Source organism: Microcoleus sp. Pol7_B2 (genome assembly GCF_036701035.1).
Taxonomy (GTDB): Bacteria; Cyanobacteriota; Cyanobacteriia; order Cyanobacteriales; family Microcoleaceae; genus Microcoleus.
Window position 1 is genome coordinate 50831 of sequence record NZ_JAUBQB010000025.1, and the last position, 23958, is coordinate 74788.

The following is a 23958-nucleotide window of genomic DNA, read 5'->3' on the forward strand; positions in this document are numbered from 1 at the left end:
TTGGGTTTTACTTCTGGCCCAAGTTAGGGGAGACTGTCCTGTTCTTAACAATGGTGCAAAATTTCAGATTAAACTTTCTCTTTCGCAGGCGGAACCAAACCAGTTTTATTCAAACCCGCATCAATCTGCCTGAGCAATTTAAAATCGTCTTCGGGTAAAGAATTAACAGGCGAGTGTTTTTCCAGAAACGAGAATGCTTGGCGAAATTCACGCGGCCGGGAGTCGATCGCACTATCGAAGTGACAAGGTACAATCCTTTGAAAGTCCCAAGTCGCCACTTTATCCACCCAATCGAGAGTTTCCCTCGGCGCGCGGTTGAGAATCAATGTCTGCAAAATCGGCGCGACAAACAACCGCCCTCCTCCCCGCAAAGCCTCAAACGATCGCACCCAATGTGTTTTCCACTTGAACGGATACAATCCGAAATAAGCTTTCCTAGAGCGTTCTGGCGCTTTGCGGGCGCTGGCAAATACCTCCGACCACGGCGGCACTTCCAGCACGCTGGGGCTAAAATACATGGCAAATAAGGCGATTCTCTGCCACCCTTTGCGCCGATTTTCGTGGGTGTCTGCCACGGTGTCCGAGGCGCTGTCTTTGGCGTGAAACAGCAGCGGGTACGAGTCGAGTTGCACGATCGCCGGCGGATTTTCGGGAATGGAAACCACGGAATCTGTTAACATCAGCGTGCGCGATCGCCTGTGAAATAACGCAACTTCAGCAAATCTGCCCAAACCGAGGTCGAGGGGACCGAGAATTGCCCAGTCAAATTGATCGGCTAACGGCGTGTTGCTGCTGTCAAAGGGCAGTACAGACGTGCGTTTCGCCGGCAAACCCAGCCAACTCAGCGGCAAATTCACGGGGAAACTCCACTGCTGGGGCGCCACCAACACCTGCGCTTCGGGAAAACACCTCGCGAAGGGGCCGACAAAAACTTTGTGCTCGATGCCCGAAACCGTTGTCAGCAGGATGTACTTCACCTCGCCGTGCTCTGCTACTAACTCTTTTACCAAGCGGATGCACTCAGGAGTCGGTGCAACGGGGGCGTAGACGAGAAGGCCTTCGGGTTCTAGTTTAATTACAGTCATCCGAATCGGCACGACAACGTAAAAAATGCCTTGTAGTTGGTCAAAAGTCCAGATTGTGTCCTTGACTATTTCCTTGCGGATGGTGCGCCGCTTGCTGTAGGGATAGAGGGGGACGACCGGCCAAAAGGCCCAAGAATAGTCCCGAGAATCAATCTGTGCTGATGTTGGTATGCCTTCGCCCTCTGCCACTCCGCGACTCCTTGCCGATTTTTTTGTACGTGCGTGCGATCGAACTATTTTTATCTTATTTCACTCGTGTTGCGCGGATTCGAGGAGTTGAAAAGGGGTTATGGGCTATCGGGCTTTTGGAATACTCAAGCAAGAATTACGCATGGGGGCTAGAAACCCGGTTTCTACGAGTTTCGGGACCAGCCACGAGAAATAGAAGGAAGAAACCGGGTTTCATCAGGCCTGGGTGCGAGAACTATTAAACCAACTGTTCAGGATCAGTGCCTAGTTCCCGCAACCGCGCCGCTAGTCTTTCCTCTCGCTGTTGAGATTCTGTCAGTTGCTGTTGAGATGCTATGAGTTGCTGTTGAGATTCTATCAGTTGCCGTTCCGCCGCCGTTGCTCTTTCACCCGGACTCAAAATCAACCCTCCTTGGGCCGTAAACCACCGCAACCACAACCGATTCATACTCTTATAACTGCCTTGCCACCAACCTAAACTCAACTGCAATTCAGGAATAAATAACCGCCCATCAATTAATTTTGCAGGTTCATAGTGGCCTCCTACAAGATGAAAAGCTCGCAATTCATCCGTGTAGCGACTGAACACAAAATAGTAAGGAATCCGCAAAATTTGTTCATAAACTTGCCACTTAGTCGGCGGTTCCCCAGCTTGCTGAACAGTCCGCCCTAAATCTTCATCTTCTTCAGTTCCCGGCGATAGCAATTCCACCACCACAAACGGATTTACCCGTTCTTGCCAAACTACATAACTCAAACGCATATCGCGCCCTTGATAAAGCCTTGGCACACCAACCGCAGCAAACCAATCCGGGCGTTTATGCCAGCGCGGTTGTGTTGCATCGTAATACAAATTTAGGTCACTCGCTGTAAAGACTTGTTCCGCATCCCATCCCGGCGGCAAAAACGTGAATTCCAAGAGTTGCGGCTGATCTAAATGAAATGTATCTGGCAAACCGAGCTCCTTTGGGTCTTCGCTAGGTAAATCATACATTGTTGGCAAACTCTGCCGGGGGTCTAAAGGCGGTTCAGCTTGAGCAGGCGGGTAAGTCGGGAATGTCATAATGAATTCTGAGGTTGCTTATCCTGATATGATTATAGCCTTGTGAGAATGTCTGGCATTTCCAAAGAATTCCCATTAACTCTCAATCTCAAATCTCAAATCAAAACTCCTAAATCGATATGACTCAAAACTACCGCATCACTCTTTTACCAGGAGACGGCATCGGCCCTGAAATTATCGCTGTGGCGGTAGATGTCCTGAAACTTGTCGGCCAACAATTGGACATCGGCTTTGAATTTCAAGAAGCTTTAATGGGCGGCGCTGCTATTGACGCAACAGGCAATCCGCTGCCAGAAGAAACACTGGAAAAATGCCGCAACTGCGATGCAGTATTGTTAGCAGCAATTGGCGGTTACAAGTGGGATAATTTGCCCCGGGAACAGCGGCCGGAAACGGGATTATTAGGACTGCGCGCCGGATTGGGCTTGTTTGCAAATTTGCGTCCGGCGACTATTTTACCGCAATTGGTTGATGCTTCTAGTTTGAAACGGGAAGTTGTCGAAGGCGTGGATATTATGGTCATCCGCGAACTCACAGGCGGCATTTATTTTGGCAAACCGAAAGGTATTTTTGAGACGGAAACAGGCGAAAAACGTGGTGTCAATACGATGGCTTACACCGAGTCGGAAATTGACAGAATCGGGCGAGTGGCTTTTGAGACGGCCAGGAAGCGGGGGAAAAGGCTGTGTTCCGTTGATAAAGCGAATGTTTTGGATGTTTCGCAACTGTGGCGCGATCGTATTATTGCCCTTTCTTCAGAATACCCTGATGTCGAACTTTCTCACCTCTACGTTGACAACGCAGCCATGCAGTTAATTCGCTGGCCGAAACAGTTCGATACAATTGTCACCGGCAATTTATTCGGCGACATTCTTTCCGATGCGGCGGCGATGCTAACTGGTAGTATTGGGATGCTGCCTTCTGCTAGTTTGGGAGCAAGCGGGCCGGGAGTTTTTGAACCCGTGCACGGTTCCGCACCAGACATCGCCGGACAAGATAAAGCAAATCCCATCGCCCAAGTTTTAAGCGCGGCAATGATGCTGCGCTACGCCTTAAATCAGCCGGAAGCTGCTAATAAAATCGAGCAAGCAGTTGTCGAAGTTTTGGATCGGGGTTATCGCACTGGTGATATCATGTCGGAAGGCATGAAACTCGTCGGCTGTCGGGCAATGGGCAATGCTTTAATTGAAGTTTTGCAAGCTTAATCTCGCTTGTTACTCGTTCCCCGGCAGAGCCTGGGAACGCATTTCAAGAGGCTCTGCCTCCATTAAAACAAAGCAAACGAGACATCAAGTTGGAGGCAGAGCCTCCGGATATTAATTACCAGCCAGAGCCTGGTAACTAGATTTTTTTTAGTTTAATGTTCCGCTGTCAAAAGATGGAATTGCTCGGTATCGATGCGATTTGCTTGATACAAAGTTTGAGCTATTTCCGAAAGCGCTAACACAGAATGTGCGCGATAACCGTTGGCTTTCATCTTATCTTTAACTCCCTGTTCGTGGTCGATTAATACCACGATATCTTCCACATTCAAGCCAGCCGATTTTAACTTAGCCGCCCCTTCCATTACGCTTTTGCCACTAATCAAAATGTCATCGACTACGACAATGGTTTCTCCTGCCTGAAAATGCCCCTCAATTAATTTGCCCGCACCGTAAGTTTTCACCTCCTTGCGCGGGAAAATCATCGGGCGTTCCATCCGCAATGCTAAACCGGTTGCTGTGGGTAAAGAACCGTAGGGAATTCCCGCAATGCGATCGAATTTTAAGTTTTTAAGAATGTCTGCATAAGCGCTGACAATTTGGTGGAAAATCTGGGGAATTGAGATAATTTTTCGCAAGTCGATGTAATATGGAAATACGGCGCCCGATGCTTGTACGTGGTCGCCAAAAACTACGCAGCCGATGTCATAAAGTTGCAAGATTAAATCGCGGTGAGGTTCCTGTTGCAAAAAGCAAACATCCGGCAGCCACAATTCGCAAGTGGGACTACCTTCGATCGCCTTTAGCCTCTGTTGATTAATATTATCCCGCAATTTCTCAATTTCTAGGCGCGGCTCTTTCCCCGCTAATAAACTCGGGGGGACGGGCAGCAGCAAACCTTCACCATTCTTGCTTAAACCAGTCGCCAGCAGTTGTGCGAGGTCGTTTTCCTCTGTGAGGTCAATTTCTTCGGCGATGTCTCCTTCGAGTAAAATTAGGCGTTCAGGAGCAGCTTGGCGGATGCGCGCCAACATATCCGGCATTACTCCTACTTCTAAACCGACTTTTTCGGGAGTTCCCCAAGTTTGAGAAAGTCGGACTAATTGCAAGTACAAAGGGTTTTCTGGCGTCGGGTATTCTTGCACAGCCTCGGCTGAGGGGTTGGCGGTGGCACAGAGTACAAAAACAGTTTTTCCGGCGTATAACAAAAAAGGCGCTACTTGGTCGAATCCGGCATAGGGACTTAAGGTAATAGCGTCAACTCGCCAGTCTTGAAATACAATTTTGGCAAACACTGTGCTGGTATTTAAATCGCAGTGTTTGGCATCTAAAATTACTGGCAGGTGAGAGGGAATAATTGTTAAAATTTCTTGCAGCAATGCCCAACCGGGAATACCGAGAGATTGGTAAAAACCGAGGGTGATTTTGCAAGCACAAATTAAATCGGCTGTTTGGTCGATCGCACTTTTTAGCTTGGCCAACAAATCAGTTACAAAACTTTGAGTTTCCTCCCCAGTCATAGAAACCACCGGGGCCAAGGTTTCCGGGTCTGGATCGAGGGCTAAATACAGCAAACTTTGATTTTTTTCAACAGCCGCTAACAGTTTATCGAAAAAGTCGGTGCGATCGCTCATAGTGTGTTAGGAAGGTAAGAGGAAATTAAAAAATTGCAGATCAAAGTGGGATTGGTGTTGTGCCGCAAGAAACCGATCCCCGTTGAAATTGAAATTAAGAATCTTCTAAGATTGTAGAATGTAAAGAGCAGGAAATCTGTAACTTTACGAGCAGTTTCATGGGGAATGATTTTCGGGTTGGCTACACCGGTGATTCCACCTAACCCCCAGCAAGTCAATTAGTTGCGGTAAACTAACCAGTGTCCGGGCAGCGATTTTATCGGCATTCCCTGCCGCACGCGAGTTTAGCAAATGCCCATTTGCAAGGGGCAGATTTGAGAGAAGCAAATTTTAGGGAAGCTAATTTATCGGGGGCAAATTTGAGGGGGGCTTCTTTGTGGCAAGCTAATTTACAAGGCGCTAATTTGACTTAAGTTAATTTAATCCAGAGCCCGTTTAAAGGGGCTAATCTAAAAAATACTACCGTTGCAGGTGTTATTTCGGTTGACAGTAGTATTAAATAGAAGCAGAAGTTAAAGCAATGCCCGCCTTATCATAGGGATAGTAATAAATGATCGCTACGATCGACTTTAGGATTTGGGACGAGTTGCTGCAACGCTACGTTGACGATTTCGGCCGCGTCAATTATCGGGGCTGGAAAGCTGAAGGGGCGGATGTTTTGAGGGCGTGGCTGGAAAGTTTGGCCGATTTAAATTTGGCGGATTGTAGTGATGCGGATGCGCGGCTGGCGTTGTGGCTGAATGCGTACAATGCGATCGCAATTTCTCAAGTTCTCGAAGTATATCCGATCGCGTCGATCCGTCCCAAAGTTTTGGGAATTCCCAACTGGCTGAGTTTTTTGGATTTTTTCACTCGTTCCAACACGATTATTGGCGGCAAAAAGTACAGTCTCAATCAAATCGAACACGCAATTTTGCGGCCGGAATTTGCGGAACCGCGCATCCATTTTGCATTAGTTTGTGCTTCAGTCGGCTGCCCGCTGCTGCGCCGGGGGGCTTATTTCCCTGAGTCGGTACGGACTCAACTAGAAGCGGATGCGAGCCGTTTTATTCACAATCCTGATAAGGTGCGATATGATGCCGAGAAAAAGACGCTTTATTTGAGCAAGATTTTTAAGTGGTACGGCGAGGATTTTGTGAAGGCGGCGGGTTCGGTGGTTGAGTATGTGGGCGGTTATTTGGGGCTGGAGGCGGCTGTGGGCGATGGATGGGCGATCGTTTTTTTGCCTTACGACTGGAATTTGAATCTGGTTGACGGTTGAGATTTCCGGGAAGGGGTAGGTGTTTTTTTTGGGGGGGGTTTTTTCGGTTGTATCGCTGGCTATGTAAGGATTTGAGCCACTTGCGGAAAAAATAGGTTCGCGGAAACGCTGTAATGCTTGCTGTGATGGGTTTTGAGGGCTGTTGAAAATTTTGGTTCTTGACAGGTCGATCGCTGAAATGGTACTTTTTATATCGTTGTCGCAAATGTACCTTGAAAACTAAATAGAGTACGGCTTTTAGATATGCTAGCCGCAATCCAACTAAAACCCTATTAGGGATTGAAACTGGATTGGTATAAAACTTCTTAATAAAACTATGACTGCGCCGCAATCAAACTAAAACCCTATTAGGGATTGAAACCAAATCGGGGTGCCGCCTTAATAATGCTGTTTTCAAAGCCGCAATCAAACTAAAACCCTATTAGGGATTGAAACATCACTCCCACAAATCCCGGTAATTTTGGATCAATCCGATGTCGCAATCAAACTAAAACCCTATTAGGGATTGAAACGCACAACTCCAGCTCGAACTTGCAAAAAAGTCTGCCGCAATCAAACTAAAACCCTATTAGGGATTGAAACGGGGTACGAATTTTTGAGGACGATCGCCCTAAAATCGCCGCAATCAAACTAAACCCCTATTAGGGATGGAAACTCGCTCGCTTTAATCATATTGATCGCATTCGTAACGCCGCAATTAAACTAAACCCCTATTAGGGATTGAAACTTTTGGCTTGTGCTGTGAAAGCAATTCAATAGCAACGCCGCAATCAAACTAAACCCCCCATGAGGGATTGAAACTCCACATCGGCATTAGCATCCCCGACCTGAGCCATTGCGGCAATCAAACTAAACCCCTATTAGGGATTGGAACTAACATCAAAACCCAAAAAAGACTTTTGTGCAAGTTCAGCAGGTGTCCCAGCCTCCATCGACAATCGACCCACAAGTGACATATTAAAAACTATCACAGTTCAAATCCTCTGGAATATAAAAAATGATTTCAGATAAATTTCGGCGCGAGTTGCGAGAACAAGCCAAACTCTGGCAAGCAGAAGGACTCATCGACACTTTATTCTACCAACAACTTTCCGAACGCTACCAATTCAACACACTCGAAACCGCCTCCCGCAACCGATTCCTCAGCATTCTCATCAGTCTCGGCGGCATTCTCCTCGGTATAGGAGTCATCACCTTTGTAGCCGCCAACTGGCAAGTTTGGTCGCGAGAAGTGAGAGTTGCGCTGCTGCTAAGTCTTTTCGTAGCAGTCAATGCAGCGGGTTTCTATCTGTGGCGAATTCCCCCATCCCGAAGCAAAAACTCCCATCCCAATATGCCCGCAACAAAAGGGCGAAACAAACTCCTAGGTGAAGGATTGTTGCTATTAGGTGCTCTGATTTTAGGAGCAAATATGGCTTTGATGGCGCAAATGTTCCACATTGGCGGTTCTTCCTACGGACTTTTCCTTGCTTGGGGAATCGGCGTGCTCGGAATGGCTTACAGTTTGCGGTTGACTTCCTTGGGCGTTTTGTCCGCACTTTTAATCGGTTTGGGCTATTGGCTTGCCGTGTTAGATTGGTCTTCTAAAGTCGAGTTTTCTTGGCTGGAAGTTTTGGTGCGGCAAATGCCGATCGCAGCCAGTATAATGTTTGTGCCGCTGGCTTATTGGTGTCGATCGCGTGCTATTTTTGCCATAGGTGCGATCGCGATAATTTTTTCCCTACAAGTTTCTATCGTCCAAGGGTTAAATCCAACCTGGAGTGCTGCAATTTTTTGTGCTTTACCGCCCGCTTTGCTGTGGGGATACGACGATGCAATCTGGCCGAAAGTACACAGCAGGCTGTTTCAACCTACCGCCCGCAGTTTAGCACTGCTGTTTCTCGCCGGTTTGTTTTATTTTCTTTCTTTCTACGGGTTTTGGCCGGATTGGCGGAATCCTGCGCCAACTGGGCCGGATTGGGTTTTGCTGGCAAATGTGGCTGTTTTGGGGGGTTTCACGCTCTTTGAGTGGCTGCGCTTGGGACGTTTGGAACTGCGGCGGCCGAAACAAAAAGGAGAGGATTTGACCACAGGTGCGATCGGCATTTTAATTCTCGCCAGCGCCTTAATACCGCTTTTTCACCTCAATTTTACTCCCATTCCTCAATTAGCGACTTTTCTGTTCAATGTTTTCTTATTTTTGCTCGCTGTCGGCTTAATCCGAGAAGGTTTAGCTTTAGGAAACCGCCAGACTTTTTGGGGAGGCATGGTATTAATTACCCTGCAAATTATCAGCAGAGTCTTTGAATATAACACAGGATTGTTGCTCAAATCTTTTGTCTTTGTTTTGTGCGGAATTGGCGTAATTGCTGCGGGTTTGTGGTTCGAGCGCCACTTCGCAAAAATCCCCGATGAATAGCAGCATTCTACTATAGTGCGAGCGTCCCCCTTGCACTGCAATCGGAAGATGATTATGCCGATTAAAAGCTCAACGATATTATTCTGCGAACCAATTCCCAATTCCCAATATGAACACCGAAAATCCAGCTTCAACCGATCAAAGTTCCGAAATAGCAGATACCAGCCCTACTCCCCCATCATTTACCCTTCCCCCCGCTGCGAAACGCCTTCCCGGGTGGCGGTTGTGGGTTCCTTTGCTGCTGCAAATCGGACTAATTGCCGCCGTACCAGCTCCCGCAGTTTACACTTTTATTACTGGCAAAACAGTTGTCCTGCAAACAGCACCAGTAGACCCTTACGACTTTTTGCGCGGATATTACCAAGTTTTGAGCTATGATATTTCCGATCGCACAAATCTCCAAAAACTCCCCGGCTGGAAAGATTTACCTGCCGAAAAAACACCTTGTCCGCCCGGGGTTGCTTGTCCACAAAATACGCACAATGTCAAGCCAGAAACCAGTTTTTATGTAATCTTAGAAGCGCCAAAAACCGCGACTAATCCCGGCCGCCCCCAAGCTTGGAAACCCGTCCGCGTCAGTCTAGAAAATCCCGCCAATTTGCCCGCCAATCAAATCGCAATTAAGGGCAAATATAACGGTTGGCAGATGGAATACGGCTTAGAAACTTATTATATGCCAGAGGATGAAAGGGAAAAAGTCAATCAGGAGATTAGCGAAGCTCAAAGGAAGCAGCGACAATCTTTTTTGGTAGAAGTAAAGGTTGACAAAACAGGCCATGCTGTGCCTGTGAGTTTGTGGGTGCGCGATCGCAATTATCGATTTTAGCTGATATCTTGCACCATTGTGAGCAACAGGCAAGATGCCTGTTCCACAAAATATAAATTTTCTTGTGCAACAGGCATCTTGCCTGTTGCTAAACAAGTAATTGAGAATGGTGCAACATATGAGTTTTAGCCAAAAAGGGCAAAAGGTCGATCGACGTTTTGGTCTTGTTTTGAGTATTTTGGCTTAGGGAGGGGGCGGAGGTTGGGCGATTCTCTACCGCAACGGGCCCGCAGGCGCGATCGGGATAGCTTCGCTGGCGCGGACATTTCAATTGCCGACAACCCAGGAGAATCTATTAAGATATATAAGACTTGTGCAAATCTTGCCAGTTCAAGGGCGCAAGTCATGACTCTACTGGAGCTTCTCATGTTAGCCGAGCTAATCTCTGCCAGACGAATACTCAAGACTAAACTCCTCGACTTCTTAGGACTTCCCGAAAATTGCCAAGACCAAACTGATCATCTCGTCAACCGGATTGTATCCCTGCTGGAAGCAAATCCAGCCGAACAAGAAAGATTTTGGGAGACATTCAAAAGTGAATTAGCCGTCGATCCGGTAGAATTAGAAGCAATACTCAAGTGTTCGCCAGCAGAACGCCAGCAGTGGATTGAACAAGACAAACTCCCTATTTTAGAATACCGCTCTTTCCGCAAATCAGGAATCCATCTAGAATATCCCGTTCACGACAGAAGATTCATCTTAAGCCTAACGCCAACCGATATTAATAATTGGCGCAAAGAACCCAAAGGGCTGATTAAAAATAATCGCGAAATACCCACCCCAATCAATACAGAAAAGCCTGAAGAAAACGAACAATCACGAGTAGCTTTTAGTTCCGAGTGGGAAAAAATAATTGCCGACTGGAAAGAACAAGGTTCGGCGGAAATTTCCGCAACCTTCCAGCTAGCTTACTGGACAGTTTGGGCGTCGCGCTGGGCAAAAGAAAATCAGCTCAACAGCTTTAAAGCCATTAAATATAAGGAAATCTACGAAACTCACCAGCAGGAATGGTATCAGCGAAAAAATCAAGCAGTCAAGTTACTGATTGAAATGCCCTACGCCATGCTTTACTTCTACCGTCCGGCGGATGCTGACAAATTATATCTCGAACTGTGCGACGACCACGAGGAAATGATGAAAGATGCCTACTATTGGGATAAGTGGGATTTTTTCTATCAGAACCGCAAACTTGTAAATAAGTGCCGTGAATGCGTGTACTCCGAAATCAAAGATTATTACTCGCTTTACTATCTCGAAATCAAAAGCGACAAGTTTCCAGATTTTAGTTTTTCTTTCCACACGCCGTACCCAATAGGCAGAAAATTTTTGCCGCATCCAGAAACGCTGCCTTATGTAGACCACGTAGAACAGGACGGCATTTTTCGCTTTGGCCGCCCCCTGCTGGAACAAGAGAAAGCTATTCACACAGAAAAGGATGTATTGCTCAAGTTTGAGGCGGCTTTGGCAGAAGCGAAAAAGTTTGTTTAGTCATTAGTAATTAGTCATTAGTAAACTTATTGCCAATTTTTTATTGATAGGGAAACCGCAGATAAACGCAGATAAACGCAGATGCTTTTCCCGATTGTTTGCAAGGAAAGGCAATTTGGTCTACTAATGATTTTTGACCAATGATATCAAATCTGTTAGGATAAGAATTATTCAGATATCTATTCTCTTTATCTGCGTGAATCAGTGTCAATTCCTTGTCATCTGCGGTTAATAGATTCTCTTTTTAAACTGCATATACAGGCAGATAAACAGAGATTAACGCACATAAATTAGATAAATTCCGGTTGCACCCTAGGTGATGGTTGACGGTTGACTGGATTTGACGCCCGACGATGCTACCGGATTTGATATGACTTTTGAACTTGGATTACTTGAATGCTGCCACCAGCATAAAGTTTTGGTTGTTGAGCTTCTTCGGAATTGTACGATCGCCATCCCACCTCTGCCAACAAACTCCCCAAGTCAGTTTCAGTCTCAAACAACCACAAAAATACAGCCAACCCTGGCCTAAATACCGGATTTGTAGGCAGATGAAAATCTACCAAAATGAATAGACCACCGGGCTTAAGCACGCGATATACTTCCTGAAAGATTTGTCGCAATTGCGCCCGTTGCATTTCGTGCATCGCAACGCTGCTGTGTACCAAGTCAAACTGACAGTCGGGAAAAGGCATCGATTCAGCAAAAGCTTCTAAATAATAATTGGCTGATGGTACATTTTTCCTTGACCGTTGCAGAGATAATGGCGAAGCGTCAAGTCCGGTGACATCCTGGAAATATTGCACCAGAAATTGCTTAGTTTGACCGCTACCGCAGCAACGGTGTAAAACTTTAGTTTCGGCGCTGACGGTCAAATTTTCCCAGGCTAGTTGACCCAAACGAGCATTGCCGCCTACGCTCAAAGCAGCAAGACACGCGATCGCATCGTAGAGCTACTGATACCGATAACTTAAATCTCTAAAAATTGTTGCCATAGTCAAAATTATGTATACCTTGCTATCGACTTAAGATATTATTAAGTTATATGATAAAGATAAGTAACAGAACTGAGACGATGGGAGAGCTGTAACCGCTATGGGTCGTGTGGGAGTATTGCTATTAAACTTGGGCGGGCCAGATCAAATCGAGGATGTCCGTCCTTTCCTGTTCAACTTGTTTGCTGACCCGGAAATCATTCGCATTCCGTTTCCGTGGATGCAAAAACCGCTCGCCTGGTTGATTTCGACCCTGCGCTTTCAAAAATCCCAGGAAAACTACCGCCAAATCGGGGGCGGCTCTCCTTTGCGGCGGATTACCGAAGAACAAGCCGCTTCGCTGCAAGAACGATTGCAAGAAAAAGGACAGGATGCTCGAGTATACGTGGGGATGCGCTACTGGCATCCTTTTACTGAAGAGGCGATCGCCAAAATTAAGCGCGATCGTATCGAACATTTGACCATTTTGCCACTTTATCCTCAATTTTCCATCAGCACCAGCGGTTCTAGCTTCCGGCAGCTAGAAGAAATGTGGGGCAAAGATCCTGCCCTCAAGGATATAGAATATACCGCGATTCCTTCTTGGTATCAGCGGCCTGGTTACATTCAGGCAATGTCGGAATTGATAGCCCAACAACTAGACCACAATCCTGATCCCGATCGAGTTCACATCTTTTTCAGCGCCCACGGCGTCCCCCTCAGCTACGTAGAAGAGGCTGGAGACCCCTATCAGCGCGAGATTGAAGATTGCACTCGTCTGATTATGAAACATTTGAACCGATCGAACGAACACACTCTAGCTTATCAAAGTCGGGTTGGCCCGGTGGAATGGCTCAAGCCTTACACCGAAGACGCCATTACCGAATTGGCAGAAAATGGAGTCCAAGATTTGTTGGTAGTTCCGATTAGTTTTGTTTCCGAACACATCGAGACTCTGCAAGAAATTGACATGGAGTATCGAGAATTAGCCGAAGAATCGGGGATTAAAAATTTCTACCGAGTGCCCGCCCTGAATACTCATCCGGTGTTTATTGAAGCCTTGGCCGATTTAGTCATCGAGTCGATCGAATCTCCCAGCGTTAAATTCTCTGATGTTATACGCCCTTCCAAGATAGTGAAAATGTACCCTCAAGAGCAGTGGGAGTGGGGTTTGACCACGGGGGCCGAAGTCTGGAACGGTCGTGTGGCGATGATTGGTTTTGTGGCACTATTGCTGGAGTTAATTACGGGTCAAGGCCCGCTACACTCGATCGGATTGCTTTAAATTGACAGTTGACAGTTGACTGTTGACTGTTGACTGTTGACTGTGGTTACAAATGACTAATGATATAAAATCCCTTGGTATCGGAATTATTCCTCTGTCTCTTCTCTTCCTTAGCGCCCTCTGCGGTCTCTGCGGTTAAATCATTCCGAAACAACCGCAAACAATATGACTAATAACCCATAACTAATTACCAGTAACTAATCACTAACTAATCAGGATCGCGCTTGCGGCGGCGGGGATTTCCCCTCTCGCCCGGTATTCCCTGACTTTTGTACCAGCGATACCACTCTTTAGAACTGCGAATTGCCAGCCACAGCAGCATCATCGCAACTAACCCTCCCTGCCGCGGCGCGTCAAAGGCAAACAAAACCAAGGAAATGGACAGAACATCTTGGAGGAAAATCACCCAAATCGGCAAACCCCGCAGCCGATAAAACCATCCTGCTTGTACCAGCTGCAGCACTAAAGCCAACAAACCCCCGACAATACCAATTATCCACAGCATCCAAGGGTGAGCAATAATTTCATCGATCGAACTTACCTGAGCGATCGCAATTCCCATAATTGCTCCTACAAAGGGGCTGAAAATAATTTGCACAATTTGCAGTACCCGCTGTCCCACAAAAGTTTTAGAAGCAAATAACTCTAACAGCGACCAACTCACCAAGATGGTGATAGCCACTTGGGGGGGAACCCCCGACAATAAGGGTATTTCCGACCAAAGTTTGTCAATCCGCAACAAACCAATTAACAGCAGGGGCAGGGCAATTCTCATACCCCCTGCCGCAGACGCTGAGAGTGCGGCTAGGAGTCCAACCATAATAATAATTCAGTTTCTAACGTCAGCTAAAGCCTCGATCTATTTCAGAATTTAATTCCCCTGATGGCTGGCTGTGATTTGAGCGATCGAACTCAAATTGCGGCTTGAGGTTAAATATCACCTTCTATTGTAAGTGTATCTGCTTAATCGCTGCTTGGCACGGCGAGATTGTCGATCGACACAAGGCAGTTTGTGGACAGTTGACAATTGACAGTTGACAGAATTCAACCGGGATTGTGATTAAATTAAAATGTATAGGAAAACCAGTAAGCCAGCCGAGATACTTAAAATTAAGATGTCAGCTATTCTTCCTTCTTCCCTCTTCCTTCACAATCTGACGGGCACTAAATAATTAATCCGTGTATCCGTGTCAAAATCCATGTCGTGCTTTCATTCTTCCTTCCTATTATGTCTGATTCATTATTTGCCGATGCCAGTCGCCGATTAGAACGAGCCTTAAAATATGTGTCCCTTTCCGAGGATACGATCGAACGGCTGAAACACCCCAAATCCAGTTTAATTGTATCGATTCCCGTGCGGATGGACGACGGTTCCCTGCGAATTTTTCAAGGTTATCGGGTGCGCTACGACAATACCAGAGGCCCGTCTAAAGGAGGAGTGCGCTATCATCCGGGAGTATCCCTTGATGAAGTGCAATCCTTAGCATTTTGGATGACTTTTAAATGTGCAGTTTTGAACTTGCCTTTTGGAGGAGCCAAGGGCGGAATTACTCTCAATCCCAAGGAATTGTCCAAACTGGAATTGGAACGGTTGAGCCGGGGCTACGTCGATGCGATCGCAGATTTCATCGGCCCGGATGTCGATATTCCCGCGCCGGATGTCTACACCAATCCCATGATTATGGGTTGGATGATGGATCAATACAATATTATTAAGCGCCAGCTTTCTCCAGCGGTTGTGACTGGTAAACCAGTGACAATTGGTGGCAGTTTGGGCAGAGATACGGCTACAGCAATGGGTGCTTTTTTTGTAGTACAAACTCTTCTACCCAAATTCGATCTAAATCCTCAAGATACAACTGTAGCAGTACAGGGTTTTGGTAATGCGGGTGCAGAAATAGCAGAACTTCTGTGGGAAGCAGGTTACAAAGTTGTTGCCGTCAGCGATTCCCAAGGGGGAATTTATGCTAAACAAGGGCTGGATATCCCCAGTATTAGAAGCTTTAAAGACTCTAACAAAGGTATCAAAGCTGTTTACTGCGAAGATTCGGTTTGCAATATTATCGAACACGAAATATTGACAAATGAGCAACTTTTAGCCTTAGATGTAGACGTGCTGGTTCCAGCAGCTTTGGAGAATCAAATAACTGAAGCCAATGTTAATGATGTTAAGGCTAAGTTTATTTTTGAAGTAGCTAACGGGCCGATTGATTCTGCTGCTGATGTGGTTTTAGAAGCGAGGGGAATTCAAGTAATCCCTGATATTTTAGTCAATGCGGGAGGCGTAACGGTTAGTTATTTTGAGTGGGTGCAAAATCGCAGCGGGCTTTATTGGACGCTGGAGGAAGTCAACCAGCGGTTGAAGCATAAAATGGTCGAAGAAACTGAGGCAATTTGGAAAAAATCTCAGGAATTGTCAGTTTCCATGAGAACTGCTGCTTACGTGTACGGGTTAAATCGACTCGGAGAAGCGATGAATGCGAAGGGAACGCGGGATTATTATGTGAACGGTTGACAAGAGTGCGGTAAGGTTGCCCGATCGCACAATCTTACCGCACTTATTCGAGAAGAGTGCAGTCTACGAACCGACTTGGCAAAACTTAGCTCGGAATTGGGGAATTTTAGGTTTGCACGCAAGCGATATGCAAGCTAGTTGCTATACGATCGCACTTTTTGAATAGACAAGAAAAGGGGCGATCGTGCTTTGGTTTGGGTGGAGGGAAAGGAGCGAGTTCCCGTTTCTCAAACAACTTGTTCTAGTCACTGGCTGCATTCTGACCTTTATAAATTTGCTGGGAACCATAGGAAACAGAGATCCAGCCAATATCTTTTAAACGATGTTTCAGATTAGCTAGTGTTATTCCTAGTTCATCTGCCATTGCCTTAAGATGAGATTCCCTCGTTAAATTACGTCCTCTTCTTTTTTCTTCCAATATGTAAAGAGGCATTAGCAAACAACTAGCAAAATACTGAGCTTGCCATTCTATCTTTTCAAGCTGTCCGCTCACACTACGACATAGGAATGGCTGCATATTTATCTCAAGACCTTGCTTTATATGTTCGACAAACTTACCAACTGCGTTGTGGTCAATGTGGAGTTCCCAGTGTCCAATTTCATGAGCTAAAGTTGATTGTCCATATCCTCCGTGCAATCCAGGAACATCTTTATTAATTACTATTTCACGTTGTGTAGGTAGAATCATAGCTGCTATGGGTCCTTCATCATCAGCAGGTATGGTATCCCACACAACACCTATATCTAAAAAATCAGCCACACAAGTAGCATCAAGCGGCCATTTTAGGGGACGCTTGCGCTTTTCCTGCATCCGCTTTAGAAGTTCATTTGCCCGATGCTCAATTTCTGGTTTGGGAACGTACCGATACGGCTTGATTACTTTCAACTTTGCTTCTCCTCAGCTTTAGATTGTGTTGTCTCCTGCAAAATTTTCTTTGCAAACTCCGGTTCTTCCCGCATCCGACGCAGTAAAGCGGGCATTTCTCTGTACTTTTTGACCAATTCCTCAAAAACTTTGGCATCATCAGGTGTAATCCTACCTGCGAGGCGTCTGAGTTCATCTTTGCGTTCTGTCAAATCTAGGTGACGCGCTAAGGCTTCAATGACATCCTCGCTGGGGGGATACCCAGCGTGATCGTTCTCTAATTTGGACAAGTAAGTATAATCCACACCTATCAGCTTCGCTAACTCGCGCTGGTTGTACTCCTTGTCCTTACGCGCTTGACGAATAAGCTGACCAAATGTCTGACTCACGGCTTTATCCCTACTTTATGGAAAAATCATACTTTATCTTGACTTTATCTTCAACAGGTCTTAGGATAAATATGTTGTCTAAATTGGTCAACATGAACAACTTAGACACTATAATACATTAACACATACCTCTTTGGAGGCAAAGTATGAAAAAACAGCCATCGAACCCCGATCAACTGTGCTTCTCAATCGGCCGACCCCTGCCGTTGCTGCTGGAGGAAGTGCAGAAGACGAGCCGGAATCCAAATGTGAGGAAGGCTGCCGAACAAATGCTGGAAGGATTGCGTACTTTGGAACTAGCTAACCAGACTGGAATTTCCAAGTCAGCCAAAGCCAAAGAGGCAATTCACGCAATTCTGACGAAATGAACTCATAACTGCCCTCTATTCTAGAGGGCTCAGCCTGTGAAAAAAATTTGGGCATTTGCCAGTTACAATCTCTGGTTGCAGTTTGCTCCACCAGTCGGACAAGAACACTTACACTGCGATATGAAGCGCGGTTTTGCTAAAGCACTCAAGCGAGAACCTCAAATAGCAGCACTGTTAGCGACTGACAGCCAACCTCAGAAAATAGGACTCCTGGCACAAAGAGGAGTTTATGAATTTCATCAAGCCCCCGAACTGTTATCCCGCAAAGATGGTGCAGAGCAAGTAGCAGAAATGCTGAAATTAAGTCAAGAGTCAGCCGTCGTTGAGGAGCGAATAAAACTCATCTTGCAAAATTACCATCAGCATCCCATTCTTTTTGGCAAGAACATTATTCAACTGAGTCGAGGAGACGAGGGATTTCCCCAACCAATTATCATCCAACAGGGCAATTATCCATTTAACTTCTATGCAGCGATTGACTGTATGTTTGTGGAGTCTGATGGCAGGCTGCACATTTTGGATTTTAAAACAGGTAAATCTGATTTTGACAGACGGCAAGCATACATTTACCTGCTAGCAGCCAGTTATCTGTACCCGGGCAAGCCAGCTATTGCCTCATTCTATAATTTGGAGAATGGCAAGCAGTCTGACCCAATTAGCGCAACTGCTGGTACGCTCAAAGCTTTTCAGATTGAGTTAGCAATAATTGCTCAAAAGCATCAGCAACAGTTAAAGCGTTACAAGGATAATCCTGCTGATTTCAGTATCATTTTTCCAGCTAATCCTGGTTTTAGCTGTAGCTACTGTCCGTTTAATTCTATTTGTCAATTCTCTTGTGTATCAGAATCAGAGGTTGCTGCATGACTACTGCTCCCGTTCAAATTTCTCGACAATCTGCCCCATCTACAACATATCTGAGTGAAATTTTTCAACTGAGTATTCCTCAACCCAATTTAATCTGCTTTCGATTAAGCCCAGAAGTCGATCGCAAGATTGGCAATCGATTTAGCTGGCGTTTTAGTCAGAAATTTCCTGATGCGATAGTCATTTGGGAAGATAAATGTTTCTGGGTTTTAACTAAACCAGCTCAACCAATGCCGAACCAAGGTGAATGCCGAACAGCCCTGAATGAAATTATAGAAGAGTTGAAAAAGGATATTGGCGATCGCTCTTACTCAATTCAATGGGTAAATCAACCAGAACCAACAGCTTATACCTTTGCCCAACTAGCTGTAAGGGTATTACAAATCAGGCGAACTTTCTCACCTGCTGAAACTGTTTGGTCTGATGGTCGTGTTGCAGTCAAGCGTGAAGTTGACTTTTGGGCAGAAACTTTTGAACTGCAAGGAATTCTCTACCCAGCAATGGTTTTAACGCCTCACAGTTACTTTACTTTTAATGGTAGTCTCTCTGATTTCTATGAAAATCATCCTTACCGACACAAGCCGCAAGAGCTTTTGAGCGGAATGAAAGTTCGCGTAATTGAAACTAATAGTTCTGCTACCGTTGTTAATCTTGCCGGAAATATTGGCGAACGTAGAGAAGAATTGATTGAGAGAGCGACTGGTTCAACTAGCAAAGAAAAACTCATAGAAGCACCTGAAGATCAACCAGTAGTCGCCATCCATTTTGGCAAAGATACAAAAGAATTCCACTATGCAATGGCAGCTCTGTATCCTTGTATTACCAAGGATACAGCTCACAAATTTGATGTGGAATATGGAGATTTACTCAAGCATACTAAAATTCCATACCTAGAACGAAAGAATTGTTTAACAGCCTACAAACAAAAGGCTGGAGAACATCTAGCTGTGTATGGTTTTCAGTTAAGAGATAGTATCAATAGCCGTCAGCATCCCAACATATTTCGATCGCTGCCATTCCAGCTTGAGGAAACAAAACTACTTTTCGGGAAAGACAAGTCCGGTCAAAATGTTATTGGTAAAAGAGGTGAAGTCTTAAAGGGACTCTCTAGAGGTGGTGTTTATCGAAAGCACCGTGACTATGAAGATTCCTCCACAGAAATTCGCATTTCTGTTTTAAAAATTGGTAACTTTAAAGTCAATTCTTTCTTTCTTGAACAAATCTCTCAGCGGCTCAAACAATACAAATTTGAAAGCCTCCGTTTGATAGATGGAGATACCAAAAAGATTGATGAAGATAGAGTAAAGGTAGTTTTGACAGATGGCTTGACCGTAGATGAGGCTAAAGCCCGAGTGGAACAAGCGATAGATGAGTTATTGGTAATTCCCGCCGATCTGGTTTTGACATTTCTACCGCAGAGCGATCGCCACGCTGACAATAGCGAGGATGGCAGCTTTTATGCTTATATATCTTCGCGCTTACTTCGCCGTGGAATTGCTAGCCAAGTCATTTACGAGGACACGCTGAAAGATACTAGCAATCACGGAAATATCCTCAATCAAGTCATTCCTGGAATTTTGGCAAAATTGGGAAACTTGCCTTTTATTCTAGCTGAACCTCTGGAGGTTGCGGATTATTTTATCGGCTTCGATATTTCCCGAACTCCGAAAAAGAAGGGAACTGGAAGCCTAAATGTCTGTGCAAGTGTCCGTCTCTACAGTAAACAAGGAGAGTTTATTCGCTATCGGCTAGAAGATGCTCTTATAGAAGGTGAAGAAATCGATAAAAGAACTTTAGAAAGGTTTCTCCCTGCTGCTGAACTCAGTCGCAAAACTGTACTAATTTACCGTGACGGTCACTTTTGCGGTAGTGAAATCAAGCATTTACGGGAACGATCGAAAGCCATTGGTTCCAATTTTATTCTAGTGGAGTGCATAAAGTCAGGAATTCCCCGACTTTACAACTTTGAGCAGTCAGTTTTGAAAGCACCAAAAAAAGGGTTATCACTTTACTTGTCTTCCCATGAAGTGATTTTAGTGACAACTGAAGTGAAATCTGAGAAAATGGGTTTACCTTATCCCCTGCGTTTGAGGGTTATTCCTGATGAAGGACAACAAGTATCACTTGATAGTGTAGTAGAAGCAACTCTTAAACTTATCTTACTACATCATGGAGCCCTTAAAGAGCCGCGCTTACCTGTACCGTTATATGGCTCCGATCGTATCGCTTATCGTCGTTTACAAGGGATTTCTCCGGGTGCATTGGATGGGGATAAACAATTTTGGCTGTAAGAGCGATCGCACTCTCACCCCTCAAAAGCGATCGCCCCTCTCACGACCAAACAGCGATCGCCTCTTGTCCAGAACAGCCTCAATCAAAGCTTTAGCATTTTTGTGCAACTCAAACAAAAGAAATCCCCCAAGCCAGGGGATTTCTCATACTTAAGCCGATCGCTAAATCTATTTAGTCTCCGGCATCAAACACTTATCAGAATCGCAGCCCGCCGGCCCCGAATCCATCATTTCACCTAAGTCATAGCGACTTAGTGCCGCATGAAAAACCTCAATTTCGCGGCGCGCCAAAGTCTCTTCCACCATCTTGGTGTAAGTTTCCTTGTTTATCGGTTCAAAAGGCAAACGCGGGAAAGTTTCAAGAGCATCAAACCGAGCTAAAAGCGCTGCGGAAATGTAGCCTTCATCATCGCGAATCGCTTCGTAAATCCTAGTGCCAAAACTTTCAACTTCATTTTCTCGCAACTCAATAGTCGCGCTGGTGTTATGCCGCACGTAGAACTTTTGCACTTGCATATAAAAGTCCATTTGTGCCGCCGCTGAGAATTTGTTAATGTCAATTTCATCAGCACCGGGTAAATCAGCCCAACTTACCGCAACAGGTATTTCTACCAGCCATTCTGTACAGCGTTCGTCAAAGGGATTGTTCAGCAAATTGCCGTTTTCATCTTTGTCAGATTGAGACGGAATCACGTTGTATCCGTAGTCGATGCAGGCGAGGGCTACGGGGTCGTTTTTGCCGAAAGTGATTCGGCGAATGAAACGCTGGGCTTTCGGCGGATGCCACCCCGGCGAAGCACCTGTCAGGAGAGATTTAGTACCCGATGGTTGAACGGTTGTGCAGCGATTTGGGCGTTTTAAGGAATGGCGATCGCAATAATCCCATACTACCCGATTCACAATCTCGCGCCAACCGCTTAAATACTCTTCTTCCCGCTGTTTAAAAGCGATTCCTTGCGGAGTTTGCGGGCGGCCTTCCACCCACCAGCACAGCCACTCAACGCCAAAAGCATGAACGAAGAAATCGAACAATCCCGTGAAAGATACGCCGACAATCGGGTCTAGTTCGCGGCTGTATTGATAGCGGGGTTCAAGAAATTGGTGATTGAGAAGTACCGCCACAGATAGAGCCGCAGCCCTGAAAGCTTCCTCCTGTTCTTTGAAGTTGTAAGGGTCAATTTGATTGAGGTGAACTTCTGCCAAATTACAGTGAAAATTAGAGCCAATGATTTCCATTTTTGTTACCCTAAAGGCTTTTTATCCTTTAGTTCTACAGATTCAATTTTCCCTGTAGATCGGCGTACTTTTTCATCTACTTTAGTTGTAAATGCCCCGCACTCTTGCCAGGATTATATTCTTCAAAAAAGAAGGTTCACCCGGTACGCTCTACGGTGGTAAAGGACTTTTAATTCCCTTACTTACCTCGGAGTTAACATCTCAGTCTTCTCCGATTTTGCGAGGTTTTTTACGTGAGGCAAAATTACTTACCACACGGGTTTAAGCCCACACGGACTAACCGATGCTCTAACTCGCCAGCAGTCATATTAGGATGGCGTTCCTGCAACCACTCTTTAGCTTTTCCTTCGTCGTAAGCTTTCAAAAACTCACTTCTAAGGCTCGGTGTTGAAAGTAAATCAACGTTAGATCGAGCTACAGCTTCCCCGGCCCATTGAATCGCACCTTCGCCGCTGTAATACTGTTTGCGGACAGCATCAATACATTCTTCTAGTGTAGGTTTGGTATGGAAAACTCGCGTATGGTTGGCCATCCGAAGGGCATCGCGTTCTGGATCTATTCTCCAGTTGCCGCTTTCATCTTGTTGCCACAAATTATTTTTAGCATTTGCTCCGAGTTCGTCATCAGCATAAAACTGACGCATTCCGGCCGATCTTCTAATGTTTCCAGCAACAATTGTCACCGCAGCTTCATCTATCAATACGCAGCATTCAACTGAATTTAACTGTCGCCCTAAAGCTTTATTCAAAATAGCGGCGCAGCGCTGATAAAGGTCGGGCAATTTCACCGGATTTGCTACTCCGCCAAAACCTTTTAAAGGTTCTCCCACCGGGCGAACGTCGCTCAAATCGATAAATACTTGAACTTCTCCTGCAAATCTTTCATCTGTGGATAATTCCAGCAAAGTTTGATAGGATTTTACCCAACCTTGGCGAGAATCTCCGACATAAATAGTTGCGGTTTTTTCTGCAATTTTTACTTCGGTTTCTTGACGGCGCAACTGGGCGGGTGTAGAGCCGATTTCGCCTTGCATGGTTAGGGTTAAACGGTTGCGAATCGGCGGCAGTTGGTTGATATATTGTGGTTCCAAGACTGCCCCAGTGCCGCAGCCCATCATTGCCAAATCCATCAACAAACCAAACGAACGCCAGTCGAGAATATTTGTTGAGGAGCAATTATATGCGCCGGAAAAATTCTCTGGTTGTTCGATCCATTTGCTGCCACCTACCCACAGCCAGCGGCCTGAAGCGAGGGTTTTGAGCTGGTTTTGCATCCGGTGCAGCAGTTGTGTTTCTTCGGGGGTGAGGTTTCCCAGCTTTTGCAACCCCTTGACTGTTCGATCGCACACTTCGGCCCAAGTCTCCCTTCCCGTCTCGGTACGGCGACTGTAAGTCCTAAAAAATACTGGATTGGCTGCGGGTGCTGTTTCGGGGAAATCGGACAGGTTGCGTTTCTCGCTGGCACTCGATCGCTCTAATTCTCGAACCATAGGTTGTGTACTGACGTGTAGGAATATATCAACAGACTACGAATATACAACAGGATTCAGATTTAGGGTAAAAGGTTAATATATTTGACAATTTGCACTAGATATGGGGCACACAAGTGTACAAGCTCGATCGGGCGATCGGCTCAAAACTTGACAAAAAAACCCGATTTCTTCCTGAAACCGGGTGAATGGCAAATCTTGTCAATTGTCAATCCTTTGTCAATAAAAACTCAATATTGGGTAACAGCGGGTCTTGAACAACGCCCACACCGTTAAATCCCCAACGTTCGAGTAGCTTTTTTACCTGAGAACCGGAAATCGATTCTACTCCGAATCGATCGGCAACATCAGCAGCGTGGGCGTTGAGATAGCTTAAAGCGTCATAGTCTTCGCGAAACATCAGCAGGTAACTCACTGCCGCATCTGGATTGGGATTCGCGGACAGATATTTGCCGTCACTGCGGGAACGTAGCAAGTAAAAAACTTGAGATAACATATTATCTTGGTTGGCAAAATAATATGTTACCTCAAATTGG

Annotated in this window: 23 protein-coding genes; 12 read left to right on the forward strand and 11 right to left on the reverse strand. The window is 45.7% G+C overall.

The features are described from left to right. Positions 1–68 precede the first annotated feature (68 nt). Positions 69–1274, reverse strand: a complete 1206-nt coding sequence (locus QUA57_RS12335) for a DUF4336 domain-containing protein (protein WP_333061052.1) — start codon at positions 1272–1274, stop codon at positions 69–71. A 238-nt stretch (positions 1275–1512) separates the two neighbouring features. Then, entirely contained in the window at positions 1513–2337 is an 825-nt protein-coding gene (locus tag QUA57_RS12340) for a Uma2 family endonuclease (protein WP_333061054.1), read from the reverse strand. A gap of 119 nt (positions 2338–2456) precedes the next feature. On the opposite strand from QUA57_RS12340, the gene leuB reads away from it, so the two are divergent. Then, positions 2457–3542, forward strand: coding sequence for a 3-isopropylmalate dehydrogenase (leuB, locus tag QUA57_RS12345; RefSeq protein WP_333061055.1), 1086 nt, complete (start codon positions 2457–2459; stop codon positions 3540–3542). A gap of 152 nt (positions 3543–3694) precedes the next feature. Here the strand turns inward: leuB and QUA57_RS12350 are convergent, their stop codons facing one another. Next, a complete protein-coding gene (locus tag QUA57_RS12350; RefSeq protein ID WP_333061056.1) occupies positions 3695–5173 on the reverse strand; it encodes a bifunctional orotidine-5'-phosphate decarboxylase/orotate phosphoribosyltransferase in 1479 nt (492 codons plus the stop codon). 239 nt (positions 5174–5412) lie between these two features. On the opposite strand from QUA57_RS12350, the gene QUA57_RS12355 reads away from it, so the two are divergent. The 4 genes from QUA57_RS12355 (at position 5413) to QUA57_RS12370 (ending at position 9658) form a co-directional block, all read left to right on the forward strand. After that, positions 5413–5586 (forward strand): pentapeptide repeat-containing protein, encoded by a 174-nt coding sequence (locus QUA57_RS12355; protein ID WP_333061057.1) that lies wholly within the window; start codon positions 5413–5415, stop codon positions 5584–5586. Positions 5587–5723: 137 nt separating this feature from the next. Beyond that, complete coding sequence (locus QUA57_RS12360; protein ID WP_333061059.1) at positions 5724–6434, forward strand: DUF547 domain-containing protein; 711 nt, start codon at positions 5724–5726, stop codon at positions 6432–6434. A gap of 997 nt (positions 6435–7431) precedes the next feature. Continuing rightward, the gene (locus QUA57_RS12365; protein ID WP_333061061.1) at positions 7432–8832 is read left to right on the forward strand and encodes a DUF2157 domain-containing protein; all 1401 of its coding nucleotides are present in this window, start codon (positions 7432–7434) and stop codon (positions 8830–8832) included. A 109-nt stretch (positions 8833–8941) separates the two neighbouring features. Beyond that, the gene (locus QUA57_RS12370; RefSeq protein ID WP_333061063.1) at positions 8942–9658 is read left to right on the forward strand and encodes a GDYXXLXY domain-containing protein; all 717 of its coding nucleotides are present in this window, start codon (positions 8942–8944) and stop codon (positions 9656–9658) included. 125 nt (positions 9659–9783) lie between these two features. Here the strand turns inward: QUA57_RS12370 and QUA57_RS12375 are convergent, their stop codons facing one another. After that, complete coding sequence (locus tag QUA57_RS12375; RefSeq protein ID WP_333061064.1) at positions 9784–10005, reverse strand: hypothetical protein; 222 nt, start codon at positions 10003–10005, stop codon at positions 9784–9786. Between the two features lie 19 nt (positions 10006–10024). Here QUA57_RS12375 and QUA57_RS12380 point away from each other — a divergent pair, with 19 nt between their 5' ends. Continuing rightward, positions 10025–11146: a hypothetical protein gene (locus QUA57_RS12380; RefSeq protein ID WP_333061065.1), complete on the forward strand. Its 1122-nt coding sequence runs from the start codon at positions 10025–10027 to the stop codon at positions 11144–11146. 356 nt (positions 11147–11502) lie between these two features. Here the strand turns inward: QUA57_RS12380 and QUA57_RS12385 are convergent, their stop codons facing one another. Beyond that, a complete protein-coding gene (locus QUA57_RS12385; RefSeq protein ID WP_333061091.1) occupies positions 11503–12087 on the reverse strand; it encodes a class I SAM-dependent methyltransferase in 585 nt (194 codons plus the stop codon). Positions 12088–12241: 154 nt separating this feature from the next. Here QUA57_RS12385 and hemH point away from each other — a divergent pair, with 154 nt between their 5' ends. After that, positions 12242–13405 carry a ferrochelatase gene (gene hemH / locus QUA57_RS12390; RefSeq protein WP_333061068.1) on the forward strand — a complete coding sequence of 388 codons (1164 nt, stop codon included), beginning with the start codon at positions 12242–12244 and terminating at the stop codon, positions 13403–13405. 208 nt (positions 13406–13613) lie between these two features. Here hemH and QUA57_RS12395 read toward each other — a convergent pair whose 3' ends face one another. Further along, positions 13614–14225 carry a DUF4126 domain-containing protein gene (locus QUA57_RS12395; RefSeq protein ID WP_333061069.1) on the reverse strand — a complete coding sequence of 204 codons (612 nt, stop codon included), beginning with the start codon at positions 14223–14225 and terminating at the stop codon, positions 13614–13616. A 408-nt stretch (positions 14226–14633) separates the two neighbouring features. On the opposite strand from QUA57_RS12395, the gene QUA57_RS12400 reads away from it, so the two are divergent. Both QUA57_RS12400 and QUA57_RS12405 read left to right on the forward strand, forming a co-directional pair. Further along, the gene (locus tag QUA57_RS12400; protein WP_333061072.1) at positions 14634–15920 is read left to right on the forward strand and encodes a Glu/Leu/Phe/Val dehydrogenase; all 1287 of its coding nucleotides are present in this window, start codon (positions 14634–14636) and stop codon (positions 15918–15920) included. Positions 15921–15936: 16 nt separating this feature from the next. Further along, positions 15937–16086, forward strand: a complete 150-nt coding sequence (locus QUA57_RS12405; protein WP_333061074.1) for a hypothetical protein — start codon at positions 15937–15939, stop codon at positions 16084–16086. 75 nt (positions 16087–16161) lie between these two features. Here QUA57_RS12405 and QUA57_RS12410 read toward each other — a convergent pair whose 3' ends face one another. Continuing rightward, the gene (locus tag QUA57_RS12410) at positions 16162–16806 is read right to left on the reverse strand and encodes an ImmA/IrrE family metallo-endopeptidase (protein ID WP_333061076.1); all 645 of its coding nucleotides are present in this window, start codon (positions 16804–16806) and stop codon (positions 16162–16164) included. After that, positions 16803–17174, reverse strand: coding sequence for a helix-turn-helix transcriptional regulator (locus QUA57_RS12415; RefSeq protein WP_333061077.1), 372 nt, complete (start codon positions 17172–17174; stop codon positions 16803–16805). Before QUA57_RS12415 ends, QUA57_RS12410 begins: the two co-directional genes overlap by 4 nt. A gap of 146 nt (positions 17175–17320) precedes the next feature. Here QUA57_RS12415 and QUA57_RS12420 point away from each other — a divergent pair, with 146 nt between their 5' ends. The 3 genes from QUA57_RS12420 to QUA57_RS12430 are packed head-to-tail and all read left to right on the forward strand — an operon-like array spanning position 17321 to position 20697. Next, a complete protein-coding gene (locus QUA57_RS12420) occupies positions 17321–17542 on the forward strand; it encodes a hypothetical protein (protein WP_333061079.1) in 222 nt (73 codons plus the stop codon). A 36-nt stretch (positions 17543–17578) separates the two neighbouring features. Next, positions 17579–18406, forward strand: coding sequence for a PD-(D/E)XK nuclease family protein (locus tag QUA57_RS12425; protein WP_333061080.1), 828 nt, complete (start codon positions 17579–17581; stop codon positions 18404–18406). Next, positions 18403–20697 carry a Piwi domain-containing protein gene (locus tag QUA57_RS12430; protein WP_333061082.1) on the forward strand — a complete coding sequence of 765 codons (2295 nt, stop codon included), beginning with the start codon at positions 18403–18405 and terminating at the stop codon, positions 20695–20697. The genes QUA57_RS12425 and QUA57_RS12430 overlap by 4 nt, the downstream gene beginning before the upstream one ends. A 168-nt stretch (positions 20698–20865) precedes the next feature. On the opposite strand, the gene nrdJ (QUA57_RS12435) is transcribed toward QUA57_RS12430, so the two are convergent. From nrdJ (QUA57_RS12435) to QUA57_RS12445, 3 genes are all read right to left on the reverse strand, one after another. Next, positions 20866–21933 carry a ribonucleoside-triphosphate reductase, adenosylcobalamin-dependent gene (gene nrdJ / locus QUA57_RS12435; protein ID WP_333061083.1) on the reverse strand — a complete coding sequence of 356 codons (1068 nt, stop codon included), beginning with the start codon at positions 21931–21933 and terminating at the stop codon, positions 20866–20868. Between the two features lie 244 nt (positions 21934–22177). Further along, a complete protein-coding gene (gene nrdJ, locus QUA57_RS12440) occupies positions 22178–23422 on the reverse strand; it encodes a ribonucleoside-triphosphate reductase, adenosylcobalamin-dependent (protein WP_333061085.1) in 1245 nt (414 codons plus the stop codon). Positions 23423–23630: 208 nt separating this feature from the next. Further along, positions 23631–23918, reverse strand: a complete 288-nt coding sequence (locus QUA57_RS12445) for a hypothetical protein (protein ID WP_006630975.1) — start codon at positions 23916–23918, stop codon at positions 23631–23633. Between the last annotated feature and the right edge of the window lie 40 nt (positions 23919–23958).

Excerpts from the sequence above, each read along its gene's own strand:
- QUA57_RS12375 (WP_333061064.1), bottom strand. The coding sequence starts at position 10,005 with ATGACTTGCGCCCTTGAACTGGCAAGATTTGCACAAGTCTTATATATC.
- QUA57_RS12380 (WP_333061065.1), top strand. The coding sequence starts at position 10,025 with ATGTTAGCCGAGCTAATCTCTGCCAGACGAATACTCAAGACTAAACTC.
- QUA57_RS12370 (WP_333061063.1), top strand. The coding sequence starts at position 8,942 with ATGAACACCGAAAATCCAGCTTCAACCGATCAAAGTTCCGAAATAGCA.
- leuB (WP_333061055.1), top strand. The coding sequence starts at position 2,457 with ATGACTCAAAACTACCGCATCACTCTTTTACCAGGAGACGGCATCGGC.
- hemH (WP_333061068.1), top strand. The coding sequence starts at position 12,242 with ATGGGTCGTGTGGGAGTATTGCTATTAAACTTGGGCGGGCCAGATCAA.
- QUA57_RS12400 (WP_333061072.1), top strand. The coding sequence starts at position 14,634 with ATGTCTGATTCATTATTTGCCGATGCCAGTCGCCGATTAGAACGAGCC.
- QUA57_RS12350 (WP_333061056.1), bottom strand. The coding sequence starts at position 5,173 with ATGAGCGATCGCACCGACTTTTTCGATAAACTGTTAGCGGCTGTTGAA.
- QUA57_RS12360 (WP_333061059.1), top strand. The coding sequence starts at position 5,724 with ATGATCGCTACGATCGACTTTAGGATTTGGGACGAGTTGCTGCAACGC.
- QUA57_RS12430 (WP_333061082.1), top strand. The coding sequence starts at position 18,403 with ATGACTACTGCTCCCGTTCAAATTTCTCGACAATCTGCCCCATCTACA.
- QUA57_RS12395 (WP_333061069.1), bottom strand. The coding sequence starts at position 14,225 with ATGGTTGGACTCCTAGCCGCACTCTCAGCGTCTGCGGCAGGGGGTATG.
- QUA57_RS12365 (WP_333061061.1), top strand. The coding sequence starts at position 7,432 with ATGATTTCAGATAAATTTCGGCGCGAGTTGCGAGAACAAGCCAAACTC.
- QUA57_RS12445 (WP_006630975.1), bottom strand. The coding sequence starts at position 23,918 with ATGTTATCTCAAGTTTTTTACTTGCTACGTTCCCGCAGTGACGGCAAA.
- QUA57_RS12340 (WP_333061054.1), bottom strand. The coding sequence starts at position 2,337 with ATGACATTCCCGACTTACCCGCCTGCTCAAGCTGAACCGCCTTTAGAC.
- QUA57_RS12420 (WP_333061079.1), top strand. The coding sequence starts at position 17,321 with ATGAAAAAACAGCCATCGAACCCCGATCAACTGTGCTTCTCAATCGGC.
- nrdJ (WP_333061083.1), bottom strand. The coding sequence starts at position 21,933 with ATGGAAATCATTGGCTCTAATTTTCACTGTAATTTGGCAGAAGTTCAC.
- nrdJ (WP_333061085.1), bottom strand. The coding sequence starts at position 23,422 with ATGGTTCGAGAATTAGAGCGATCGAGTGCCAGCGAGAAACGCAACCTG.